This is a genomic window from Mycolicibacterium monacense (assembly GCF_010731575.1).
In the GTDB taxonomy this organism is placed as follows: Bacteria; Actinomycetota; Actinomycetes; order Mycobacteriales; family Mycobacteriaceae; genus Mycobacterium; species Mycobacterium monacense.
Map to the genome: position 1 here is coordinate 1809868 of NZ_AP022617.1, position 12243 is coordinate 1822110.

Annotated in this window: 9 protein-coding genes; 4 read left to right on the forward strand and 5 right to left on the reverse strand. The window is 66.4% G+C overall.

Annotated elements, in window-relative coordinates:
* Positions 1 to 479 precede the first annotated feature (479 nt).
* Positions 480 to 2063 (forward strand): PE-PPE domain-containing protein, encoded by a 1584-nt coding sequence (locus G6N49_RS08540; RefSeq protein WP_235679502.1) that lies wholly within the window; start codon positions 480 to 482, stop codon positions 2061 to 2063.
* Positions 2064 to 2143: 80 nt separating this feature from the next.
* Complete coding sequence (locus tag G6N49_RS08545; protein ID WP_011560217.1) at positions 2144 to 2566, forward strand: DoxX family protein; 423 nt, start codon at positions 2144 to 2146, stop codon at positions 2564 to 2566.
* On the opposite strand, the gene G6N49_RS08550 is transcribed toward G6N49_RS08545, so the two are convergent.
* The gene (locus G6N49_RS08550) at positions 2511 to 2942 is read right to left on the reverse strand and encodes an SRPBCC family protein (protein ID WP_011855819.1); all 432 of its coding nucleotides are present in this window, start codon (positions 2940 to 2942) and stop codon (positions 2511 to 2513) included. The two genes, G6N49_RS08545 and G6N49_RS08550, sit on opposite strands and share 56 nt — an antisense overlap.
* Positions 2943 to 3030: 88 nt before the next feature.
* Between G6N49_RS08550 and G6N49_RS08555 the strand changes: the two genes are divergently transcribed.
* On the forward strand, positions 3031 to 3552 hold the full coding sequence (locus G6N49_RS08555) for a DUF2505 domain-containing protein (protein ID WP_011560215.1): 522 nt from the start codon (positions 3031 to 3033) through the stop codon (positions 3550 to 3552).
* Here the strand turns inward: G6N49_RS08555 and G6N49_RS08560 are convergent.
* Positions 3539 to 5353: a CocE/NonD family hydrolase gene (locus G6N49_RS08560; RefSeq protein WP_407665053.1), complete on the reverse strand. Its 1815-nt coding sequence runs from the start codon at positions 5351 to 5353 to the stop codon at positions 3539 to 3541. The two genes, G6N49_RS08555 and G6N49_RS08560, sit on opposite strands and share 14 nt — an antisense overlap.
* Positions 5354 to 5618: 265 nt before the next feature.
* Here G6N49_RS08560 and G6N49_RS08565 point away from each other — a divergent pair, with 265 nt between their 5' ends.
* Positions 5619 to 6425 (forward strand): SDR family NAD(P)-dependent oxidoreductase, encoded by an 807-nt coding sequence (locus G6N49_RS08565; protein WP_011855817.1) that lies wholly within the window; start codon positions 5619 to 5621, stop codon positions 6423 to 6425.
* Here the strand turns inward: G6N49_RS08565 and G6N49_RS08570 are convergent.
* The 3 genes from G6N49_RS08570 to G6N49_RS08580 all read right to left on the reverse strand — a co-directional run bounded on the left by G6N49_RS08570 (position 6410) and on the right by G6N49_RS08580 (position 12208).
* Positions 6410 to 7756, reverse strand: a complete 1347-nt coding sequence (locus tag G6N49_RS08570; protein ID WP_011855816.1) for a hypothetical protein — start codon at positions 7754 to 7756, stop codon at positions 6410 to 6412. The genes G6N49_RS08565 and G6N49_RS08570 overlap by 16 nt on opposite strands.
* 84 nt (positions 7757 to 7840) lie before the next feature.
* The gene (locus G6N49_RS08575; RefSeq protein WP_011855815.1) at positions 7841 to 9907 is read right to left on the reverse strand and encodes a vWA domain-containing protein; all 2067 of its coding nucleotides are present in this window, start codon (positions 9905 to 9907) and stop codon (positions 7841 to 7843) included.
* A 105-nt stretch (positions 9908 to 10012) separates the two neighbouring features.
* Entirely contained in the window at positions 10013 to 12208 is a 2196-nt protein-coding gene (locus tag G6N49_RS08580; RefSeq protein ID WP_083045486.1) for a malate synthase G, read from the reverse strand.
* Positions 12209 to 12243 lie beyond the last annotated feature (35 nt).

Sequence of the window (12243 nt, forward strand, 5' to 3'; positions counted from 1 at the left end):
GAGTGTGCAATCAATCCGTGCGACGCGATCTTTGCGTGCGCGTTGCCGGGGGCGTTGCCGCCGCAACCACCCGAAGTCGCGGCCGCGTTTGCTATCAAACGGTAATTGGCTCGTAACCGAACTGTCATACTCGAAAAACGCTTGCCAGCAGCGTGATCAGTGCATCCCGGCCTGGAACTAGGCACGATGCGACGTTGCCAGAACAAAGTAGAGCGAGGTGACCCTGCGCTTGCCGGCGAAGTGGGTGCGGCGGTAATTCTCGCGCGACCCAGATGCGAAATTCAGCTTCTCCTCAGATTTCAGCGAAAGGTATTCCGGCGGTTCGCTGTGCTGCGCTACGCTGCTCGACACGCGGGTAACGAATTAGCCCGCATCGAGTAATACCGGGGTGGAGGACCAACGTGGGGAACCATCGAGCAGAGGCTCGTAAGAACATGAGAACGGCGTCATATCTGACCACTGGCGCCGCACTGCAAATCGTGACGCTCTTCGGCCTCGCGTACGCGACGGACAGTCACCTTCCGGGCATCAGCCCGATGGCCGCCGTGTCGATTTTCATCGATGGCACCAAGGACATCCTCCCGACGACTGACAGCCAGGATCCGGATCGGATGAAGGGCGCGCTCGACGGAGCGTTCGATCAATGTGCGACGAGCCCTTGCTCGGGGAAGAACGTCTTCATCAACTATCCGCGCGAGTTCGGCATCATGACCGGTCTAGGCAGCCATACCTACGACGACTCCAAGAGCATCGCTGCTGAGGAGACCATCAAGGCGATCAAAGCTGCGAAGAGCGATCCCACATACCAGGCTGGCGACCCCATCTACGTCGTCGGGTTCTCCCAGGGCGCGAACGCGGCATCGGACGTCATCGACCAATTGCGAAAGGACGGCTACGACGCATCAGGCGTGACGTTCGTACTCTTGGGCAACGGCGCTCGCAACGATGGTGGCCTCTGGGCACGACTGCCTGCAGGAGTTTATGTTCCGTTGATTGGGCTCAGCTTCGGAGCCTCGACCAACCCCAGCTTGGATCCTAAAGCGCCACAGGTCATTCAGATCTCCAAGCAATATGACGGTGCTTCGGATGTGCCCAAGTACGTGATGAATCCGCTTGCATGGGCCAACGCCGCACTGGGCTTCATATACGTCCACAACGGCTACTACAACGATGTCGAGATCCCCGATGTGAACAACAACGGATTCGACCAAGCTGACATCGATGCATTGGAGGACAACCCGGATTACATCGTCACCAAGACCGGCAATGTCACCGACATTCTGATCAAGAACCCGGTCGGCCAGCTACCCCTCACCCGGCCGCTGTTGGATCTCGGAGTTCCACCCGAAATCGTCAGGGCTCTCGACCCGCTGCTGCGGGCCATCATCGAGACCGGATACGACCGACCGACCGATGGCAAGTACGCCGCTACGCCAGTTCATCTCGAACTGATGCCCGACCCCCATCAGTGGGTGGAGGACTTCCACGCCATCGCCGCGGGTATGGAGGAGACGCAGGAGAACCTCGCAGAGCTCAACCACGCCAACCTGATGCAGAACAATATTCCTGAGCCCCAAACTCAGACGATCACTGCGTCGGGTACGGAGGAGAAGTCGGTTGTCGCCACCACTACCACCGGTGTGGTCACGACACCGAAGACGGGCGGAGAGACAGCCAGAACCGGTCCAGTTGGTGGACAGACCTGGTACAAGCCGTTCACACCGGCGCCGGTGACTCAGGCTCCGCCGACCGCGACGGTACCGCCGACGACGCAACCGGTCACGCCGGTGGTGAATCAGGACCCGGCGCCCACGGGCGGGGAGGTCACGACGCCGAGCACGTCGAAACCGCAGGTGAACATCAACAAGTCCCTGCAGCAGATCAACAAGGCGATCACGGGGACCGTGAACACCGTTGTCGGGGCGCTGACCCCGAAGCGTAGTGGTGGCACCACCACTACGCAGGATCCCAGCCCGTCGACGCAGGACCCGGGACCGACGGATACGGAGCCGAGTGGGGGGGGTACCGGCACCGAGAGCAACAACGAGACCCCTGCCGCCTGAAAACTGCATACCCACCCAAAGTGGTGCTGGGCCGTCAACGGCGGTCCAGCACCACTGCGGTGTCTCGAGAGGACTGACCCTTGGAAATCGCACTGATCATCGTCTCGGTCGGCCTGGCCATCTTCATGGCGGTCGCCGGATTCCTCAACGTCTTCTTCGTCGGCGATGCTCGGGAAAACCAAGTGCACCTGCGGATCTCGGTGGGGCTGACCCGTTTCATCGGCTGGTGCCAGTGGGCGTCGGTGGTGGGCCTGATCGGCGGACTGTTCTGGCGGCCGCTCGCGATCGCCGCGGCGATCGGACTTCTTCTCCTGCTGATCGGCGCCGTCCTGGCACACCGACGCGTCAACGATCCGCTCAAGGAGATGCTGCTGGCGATAGCGGTCTTCGTGCTCACCGCGTTCGTTCTCGCCGGCCACCTGTCGCAACTGGCGGCCGATCAGGGGCCTACCTTGGCAGGCGAGCTTCTGCAAGGCGACCGATATACCCAGTCACCGCAGTGAACGTCTCCTCGAGCCGGCTACGGAGCAGGCGATGCGCCACGCCGGCGAGAACCCCGCTCATGATGACGCGCTCAGTGAGAAGCGTTCCGGCGCCATGATTCTCGATAGTGTGCTCGTAGGTGAACTTGAGACCGGGAAACGTGGTCTCCGATGTCCAGATGGCCGGTCGCTCAACGCGGGTGAGCGTCGAGTACGTCTTCACACCGCCCTTGACCTTGACGCCGACACGCGCACCAACGGCGAAGTCGCCGTCGACGGTGCCCATCTCGATGACGTCGCCCGGCCACGCCGACGGATCGGTCCACACCTCCCAAACCGTCTCGGCCGGAGCGGAACACGGCGACGAGCCTTCAACCGATCGGAGTTTGTTGCCCATCGCTCGATCATGTCACCGACGTGCGGGCGCGGCAGCAACTCCGCCGAGAACACTGTGGAAATCCCACCTAGTCATCGGGAGTGCTGAGATGCCACGAACCTTCGAGACCGCCGTCGACTCGCCGGCGACGGTGGCGCAGATCGTGTCGGCGTTCTCCGACGAACGGTATTGGTCAGCGCGGCTGGGCCAATTCGCCGGAGGCACAGCCGCCGTCGAATCCCTCCGCACCGACGCGACCGGCACCGTGGCTGTCACGATCGCCCTCGGCCTGCTTCGCGACCGGCTCCCCAAGGTGGTGACACAACTCCATCCGGGGGACATCGAGATGATCCGCGAAGAGAGGTGGTGCTGGCTCGAAGACGGCCGCGTCCGCGGTGACATCGAAGTCACCGTGACCGGTGCACCGGTGTGCGCCGCGGGACAATGCATGCTGACGTCCACCGCCACCGGGTCTCGAATGACCTACGCCGGCAGCGTCAAGGTCAACGTTCCCTTGGTCGGCGGACGGATCGAGAGTTACATGGGCCGCCAGACCGTCGACGAGATCGCGAGACTGCAGGAATTCACCAACGACTGGATCGCCGAAAACCACCGACTCAGTTGGCCGTAACCACCGGCAAATCGATTCGCGACGCGCGGAGTCGACTGCGGTGCACCCCGAACGTGGGCGGCGTTCCGGGCAGCACGGCGAAGTGGCTCGCATCCGCACCGGCAAGGGCGAGACGAATTCGGTGTCCGGGCCGGAACAGGTGCGACGTCGGGATCAGGTCGAAGATGAGCGTCGCGATCTCACCGGAACTCAGCGGCCGGGCGTCACCACGTTTGAAGGTGCGGTAGGGCACCGTCTGCCGGTACGGCGCGGGCGCGTCGGCCACCTGCCTGTGCAACGCGCGCAGCTGTCCCTCGGTGACCGGGGCGACGCGCCCTCCGGCGTCGACGTCTTCCAGATAGACGAATACCGTCGCATCGTCACCGGTCACGCTCAGGAACAGCGTGACCACCGGATGCCCCGTCACTTCCACCGCCCTGTCGAGCGGTGCGGACGTGTAGGTGAGCAGGCGTCTGTCCACAGCGTTGCGGTCGGGGTAGCGGACGGCCTCGCCGACGGCCACCTGTGTGCGCCAACGGGAATGCTCACCGGTGCCCACCGTCGGATCGACGTCGTACTCGTCTACGCTGCTGTCGGTCTCCGGCGGCTCGGTGCTCAACATGCGCTCCGTGGACAGGTAGTACGTGCGGGGTTCAGCCGGCGGGGGCCACGACCGGGAACTCTTCCAGCGGCCTTCGCCCATGGTGTAGTAGTGCACGCGGTCCTCCGCGCCGATCCCGGAATCGCGGTCCCGGAGGTGGTGGTCGAAGAATCGCAGCAGCTCACCTTCGTGGTCGAACCGAGATTTCACCGGATCCCGGTGAGGTTCGATGTGCCAATGCCCGCCGTGGCTCCACGGACCGAGAATCAACCGGTTCCCGGCGGACCCGAGCGTGAGGAACCGCTTGGCCGCGGAATGCGAATAGGCGCCGTCGAACCACCCGCTGTAGCTGTAGACCGCGACGCCCGACTTCTCGACGTCGCGCCAGTAGTTGTGCGGGCTGAACAGGTTGATGCTGCCGGACTCGTCGATCGGATGCCCGACCAACTCGGGAGCCTCACCCTCGTCGGAGTGGTACGGGTCCGAGGGTGCGACATCGTCGCGAAACGTCAACGACCTTGCCTGGCTGTCGATGTCGTAATTGTCCAGATGGGCGGCCAGCGCGCTGCGGCGCAGGCGTCGACGCCGGTCACCGTCGACGGGCTGCACCCCGGTCACCAGCATCCGCACCCACCAACCGGCGACCTCGTGGGGCGCGTTGCGGTCCAGTGCGGCGTTGTACCGTCCCCACGTCTCGGTGAACCACACCGCGTGGATGCCGCCGGGGAAGGCGATGTCGGTGTAGGCGTCGAACGGCGAGAACCGGGGTGCGACGGCGCGGACCGCGGGATGCGCTGCGACCGAGAGTAATTCGGCCGCAGCCCCGCTGTACGAGCTACCGAGGGCACCCACCGACCCGTCGGACCACGGCTGGCTGACGATCCAGTCGACGATCTGGGCGCCGTCGCGGATCTCGTCGGGTGACCACTCGCAGAGCCGGTGGCCGAACGATGCACCCGACCCTCGCACGTCGACGTCGACCCAGGCGTAACCGTTGGCCAGAAAACGCCGTCGGCACCTGGCTGTGGAGGGGATGTGGTGAAAAGGTCGGCCGGCGACCGCTGCGCGCAGTGGCTGCCGGAGCTCCATCGCCCGGTAGTAGCGGGTCTGATTGACCACCGCGGGGACCCGGGTCTGCCGGGTCGTGTCGGCGGGGAGGTAGACGCTCACCGCGATTCGGACCCCGTCGCGCATGGTGATGTAGCGGGAGAAGCTCCGCACGCCGCGCAGTCGGCGGGGGCTGGGCGGAGGGGAGAACCAGCCCGCATCCGACTCGCTGTCCGCCACCAGAATCCTCCATCTGCGTTGCGATTCCGCCCCCGTCGGCGCGATTCGGCCAAGCATAGGATCCGATCGACGCAGTGCACAGCTTTCTTGCGGATGAAACCAAATATGGTCAGACGCTTTTTCTTTGGGGCCGTGGTGACATGCCCTCAGGTAGGGTCCCCCGTGACAGGAGACAGCGCGGACTCGATCGGAGCGCCCAGTGCGAGACTTCTCGGGAGCAGTCGCCATCGTCACCGGGGGAGGTGGCGGAATCGGTGCGGCGCAGGTGAAGTTACTGCGTGACCGCGGAGCGCGGGTCTGCGCCGTCGACATCGACGAGGACGCCGCCGCCCGGAGCGGGGCCGATCTGGCGATCGGTGCCGACGTGGCCGACCGCGAGGCCATGGCAGCGGCGGTCGATCGCGTGGTCGATCAGTTCGGGAAACTCGATGTGGTCTTCTGCACCGCAGGCATCACCCACCTGCCTGCCACGCTGCGGTCGTTGAAACCCGGCGAGGCGCAACGCGTCATCGACGTCAACCTGGTCGGCACACTCAACACGATCCACCCGGCGTTGGAGGCGCTCATCGCCTCCCGTGGACACATCGTCGTCGTGTCGTCCATGGGGTGGCCACCCAATACGGAGTACGGAACACTCCTTCCGGCGGTGGGAGGGGTTGCCTACTCGACGAGCAAGACCGCCGTCGAGATGCTCGGGCGCGGATTGCGGATGGAACTCTCACCCCACCACGTCGGTGTCACGATCGCCTACTTCGGTCCGATCGACACCGCCATGCTCGAACAGTCCCTCACCCCGCCCTCACGGGCCAAACAGAGACTGACCATCGGGCCGGAGAAGGCCGCCGCGGCGGTCATCCGCGCGGTCGAGAAAGGGAAGGTGCGGGTGATCATCCCGGCGCGCTGGAACTTCCTCAACGTCGTCCGTCCGCTCGGTGTGCAACTCGACAATCTGTTGCTGCGCAGCAAGACTCAACGCGAGTTCATCGAAACCTACGATTCGGTCTGATCCAAGGCAGGGTGTAGCCGGCGTCGGCGCGCAGCGGTGTGCATGACGTAGACCACGACGAGGATCGTGGCGGCGATGATCACGGACCACCTCGACGTCGCCGAGAGCCGAAGGCTGCCCCACGGGGCCGCCCACTCCGCCGACGTGGCGACGGCGTACATCACCACCAGTGCCCACAGCGCCGTGCCTGCCACCGCAACCGCCCTGAGGGCCAAGGCCAGCCACCGCGTGCCGGGCCTCCGAACTGCGACCCCGGCGGCCACGCTCACGGCGATCACCGCCGCGGCGATCAGCGCAGGCGTCCCGACATCGTCGAGGGAGCGGAACAACGCGGGGGCCCAGACCAGCCACACGGCCAGGAAAAGCGATGCCCCCACGAGCACCGCCCCCACTGCCCGCACCGCGGTTCCCCGCCGGCCCGCCACCACCCCCAGCACCAGACACGTCAACCCCACGACCGCGAAAACCACACTGGGCGCGTAGAAGTGATCGGGCGGAATGGGCGGCGGGGCACAGTAAGCCGGCCCGAGTTGACCGCTGTCGATCGCGCAGTGCGTCATGAACAGCCCGAGGACCCACGCGACGACATAGGTCGTCAGGGCCACCAGGAGAACCGTCGTGAGCCGCTCGAGCACCCCGCGTCCGGTCGTCCGGTCGTCTTCGGTGTCCGTCGGCGCCGGGTCGGGATGCGGTGACGCTGCGGGAGGGAAGACGGCATCGCGGCGGGTGAACCACGCCGCGGCCGACACCAGGCCGGCGACCACCATCGCCGCCACCGCCAACCATTTGGCCGACGAGACCGCCATCTGGACGAAATTGAGCATGCCCCCGTCGCCCCGGTAGGCGAACTGCCCGTCGGGTCGCTTGTACATCAGCGCCGAGAGCAGGACGTATTCGACGGCGTCGCAGGCGAACGCGATCGACGGCAGCCACAGCACCCATCCGGCGCGCTGCAGTGCGGGCACCGTGATGCGCCACCAGCCACCGATCAGGATCGCGGTGAACATCAACCAGTAGCCGGCCATCACGAGGAAGTCGGGCAGCAGGATCTGCTGCACCGAGGCAGGCACCGTGCAGCCCTGCACGAGCCAGTCGAAGCGCTCACTACCGCCGGAGAACTGGGAGGCGAAGTGCAGGATCCCGCATTTCCCGGCGATGCCGAAAAGCCACGTCGATCCGGCATTGAAGGCGACGAACCCGACGATCGCCGCGACGATCAGTCGGCGGGAGCCACCCGCCCGCGCGTACGCACGCACCGCGGCACAGGCGCGGGTGCCGTCCCCGCGCGCCGCGTCCTCGACGATGACGTCATTCCTCGCCTGCCCCGCCATGGTCCGTATCTAACACAGGCGTTCCGCACCTCGGCGGGCATTGCGCGGTCTTACTCGGCGACTACTTGCGATTCCAAGAACCGATCACCGCAGCAGCGTGGTGATCGCCGCCGTGAGTTCGGGTGAATCCGACGTCGTGAGGTTCTGGTACTGGCCCCCGGTCGTCCGCGCGACGGTCTCCCACGTCCCGCGGTCGGGGTCGTCACCGAAGTCGATGACGTTGACGGCCACCGGCCGGGCCGGATCGAACGCGTCGCGGATGAACGCTTCGAGTCCCGCACCGTCGAGTGTCCGGTCGGTGTGCGGACCCTGGGTGATCACCAGCACCGAATTGGGTTGTCCCGCGCGGAAGTTGGCCATCGCCTCGTTGTAGACCAGACGCAGCGTGGTGAACGACACCGCGCCGCCGGAGGTCGACGAGAGCGTGTCGAGTGTCGTGGTCAACGCGGCGGACCGCGGTTGACCGTCGACCGGTTCGGACAGCGGACCGGTGGTGATCTGCGAGTTGCCCGCGGCGGCGTCGAACGTCCACAGCCCCAGTGCCGTCGTCGGCGGAAGCGCATCGACCCGGGGGATCAGCGCGTTGACGACGTTGCCCATCCTCGTGTTGTCGCCTTCCGCACCGGGCATGGACAGATCGAGCATGATCGTCGTCGTGGAGGCCTGCGCCGGTGAGGTCAGGGCCTCGGCCAGTTTCACCCGTGCCGCATCGTCGCCGACCGACAACGGCGCCGCCAGCTTCGGGAAGTCGGTGACGTCGCTCGGCGGGGGTGTGCCGCCCTGGGTGCGGAACCCGGCCTTGGCGAGTTCGTTCATGCGATCGGGCTCACGCATGAACCGGGCGAACTGGCTGGCCGCAGTGACCTGTTCACGTGAGAGCCAGTCGCCCGACAGCAGCACGGTCGGGTAGTCGGCGGTCGCCACCGGACCCGGCGGTAGCCACGAGGCCAGTTCGGATTTCGCATCGGGCGACGACGCGGCACGCGCCACCACTTGCTGTTCGGTCGTCGCGACGGCGTGCACCGGCGCCTTCGCCGGATCTCCGGAGGTCAGCAGCGCCTTCATGGCGGCGTCGGCGGTATCGGCGGGCAGTTCGGGTGCGCCGGCGGACAGGGTGTTGATCGCGCTGATCCCGTCGGTCGCGGGTGCGCCGTCGGGGCTCGCCGCGGCGGCGACGGCCTCGGCCGCCAGATACGACGCGTCGGCGTTGCCGCTACGTGGCAGCGCGAGCTTCAGCGCGCCCCACCCGGGCAGGCCGAGTCCGTCGAGCGCTGTCGGATTGGTCTGCAGGCCGGGCAGGGTGCCCCAGTTCTGCTGCGCCAGGGCGGGTTTGAGCTCGGGCCGCACGGCCAAGACGACCGGTGTGCTGACCAGGGTGCGTGAATCGCTGACCGTCTTCTGGTCCGTCGCGGCCTCGAGCCGGGCCGCCGAGACACCGCTCGCGGGAATCCACAGCGCCGGACGCTCGCCGAGGTCACCGGGCCAGGTGTCGCCGAAGCCCTTGATGACCTGCTCGGAACCGGCCGGTTTGACGCCCACCTTCACACAGCGGTCACCCACCGGGGCGGCGTTCTCGTTGTACTGGTCGGCCAGTCCGCCGATCGTCTCCGCGATCGACGGGTCGGCCAGCACGGCGACGTCGAGGTTGCCGTCGACGCACCGCGCCGATGCGGCGTCGCTGCGTTCGGAGAGGGCGTCACCGAAGAAGCGCCACAGGATGACCCCGCCGACCACGACGACGACCGTGACGAGCGCGGCGATGACCCCGATGCTGAGGCCGCGCCGTCCGGGCGTCACCGCCCGGTGGCTGCCGGTCCAATCGCCGCCGTCCCAGGTGCCGCCGTGTGCGGGTCCGGACGGTTCGGCGGGTGGCTGGGCCCCCGCGGTGACCGGATGGTCGTCGGCGTACTCGTCGGCGTACTCGTCGGCGTACTCGTCGGCATACTCACTGTCGGCATAGTCGCCGTCGGCGTACTCGTCGGTGTAGTCGCCCTGGCGTGCATCCGCACCCTCGGGCTGTGCCGGGAACTCGCCACTGTGCCGACCCGACGGGCCGTCGTCGGAGCCGTATCCACCGTCGTCGATCCTGTCGTCGGGGACGCCGGCGTCGTCGTCGGAGTCCTCAGGATCGGGAATGCTGTGCCTACCCATGCCTACCCATTCCGGTCCCCGTGTTTGCGTCGTCGCTTGATCATCGCTGGGTCATCGCCGCTTTCGTCCGCGCCCCGGGCAGTCTAGTCGTCCGCCAGGACCGCCTCAGGCGCCGGCAACGCTGGCTTTGTACTCGCGTCGGCGTCGGTGCAGGATCGGCTCGGTGTACCCGCTGGGCTGCGTGCCGCCCGCGAGGATGAGTTCCTGCGCGGCCTGGAAGGCGATGCTGGAGTCCGGGTCGGTGGCCATCGGCTTGAAGTCCGGGTCCTTGGCGTTCTGCTCGTCGACCACCGCGGCCATCCGGCGCAGGCTGGTCTTGACGTCCTCTTCGGTGATGACGCCGTGGCGCAGCCAGTTGGCCAGCAGCTGGCTGGAGATCCGCAGCGTGGCGCGATCCTCCATCAGCGCGATGTCGTGGATGTCGGGCACCTTGGAACAACCGACACCGGCGTCGATCCAGCGGACGACGTAGCCCAGGATCGACTGGCAATTGTTGTCGACCTCCTCGCGGATCTCCTCGGGCGCCCAGGCCAGTTCCTTGGCGAGCGGGATGGTGAGCAGATCGTCGAGCGATGCGCGCTGCTTGCCCTCGAGTTCCTTGTGCACGGCGTACACGTCGACCTGGTGGTAGTGCATGGCGTGCAGCGTGGCCGCGGTCGGCGACGGCACCCATGCGGTGGTGGCGCCGGCCTTCGGCTGACCGATCTTCTGTTCGACCATGTCGGCCATCAGGTCCGTCATCGCCCACATACCCTTGCCGATCTGGGCCCGGCCCGAGAAACCGGTGGCCAGACCCACGTCGACGTTCTGGTCCTCGTAGGCCTTGATCCACGGCTGACTCTTCATCGCGCCCTTGCGGATCATCGGACCCGCCTCCATCGAGGTGTGGATCTCGTCGCCGGTGCGGTCCAGGAACCCGGTGTTGATGAACACCACCCGGTCGGCGGCGGCCTTGATGCACGCCTTGAGGTTCAGGGTGGTGCGGCGCTCCTCGTCCATGATGCCGACCTTGAGGGTGTTCTGCGGCAGCCCCAGGACATCCTCGACGCGGCTGAACAGGTCGACGGTGTAGGCCACCTCGGCGGGGCCGTGCATCTTGGGCTTGACGATGTAGACCGAACCCGTGCGGCTGTTGCGCAGCGGGCCGTTCGCGTCACTCTCTTTGAGACCGTGCATGGCGATCAGACCGGTGAACAGGGCGTCCTGGATACCTTCGAACACCTCGTTACCCTCGGCGTCCGTGATCGCGTCGTTGGTCATCAGATGTCCGACGTTGCGCACGAACAGCAGGCTGCGGCCGGGCAGGGTGAGCTCGCCGGAACCGTCCGGGGTGGTGTACGTGCGGTCGGGGTTGAGCACGCGGGTGAAGGTCTTGTCGCCCTTGCTGACCTCTTCGCTCAGGTCGCCGCGGTTGAGCCCCAGCCAGTTGCGGTAGCCCAGCACCTTGTCCTCGGCGTCGACCGCGGCCACCGAATCCTCGAAATCCATGATGGTGGTGACGGCGGATTCGAGCACGACGTCCTTGACGCCGGCCTTGTCGGTCGAGCCGACGGGCGAGTCGGGGTCGATGAGGATCTCGATGTGCAGTCCGTTGTTGCGCAGCAGGATCGACCACTGCGGGGATCCGAGTTCACCGGTGTAGCCGACGAACTGGTCCGGGCCGGCCAGACCGACCCACTGGTCGTCTCCGAGCTCGACCTGCACCTGCCCGTCCTCGATTCGGAAACCGGTGGCGTCGGCATAGGAGCCGGACGCCAACGGCGCTGCGCCGTCGAGGAATTCGCGCGCGTAGGCGATCACCTTGTCGCCACGGACGCGGTTGTAGCTGGTGCCCTTCTCGGCGCCGTCCTCCTCGCTGATGACGTCGGTGCCGTACAGCGCGTCATAGAGCGAACCCCACCGCGCGTTGGCCGCGTTGAGCGCGAAGCGGGCGTTGAGCACCGGCACCACCAACTGCGGGCCTGCGGTCGTGGTGATTTCGTCGTCGACGCCTGCGGTGGTGATCGTGAAGTCACCCGGATCGGGTTCGAGGTAGCCGATCTCGGTGAGGAACTGCTTGTACTCGTCGGCGTCGTGCGGACCGATCGCCCGCTGCCGGTGCCACTTGTCGATCTGCGCCTGCAGGTCGTCGCGGCGGGCGAGCAGTTCCTGGTTGCGCGGGGTCAGGTCGGTGACGACCTTGTCGACACCCGACCAGAAGCTGTCCGGGTCGAGATCGGTACCGGCCAGCGCCTCATCGGTGATGAAGTCGTAGAGCGCGCGGGCCACGCGCAGGTTTCCCACCGTCACGCGATCAGTCATCGTTTTCCTCCTCGGCCGTACTTCACGCGCGCCAC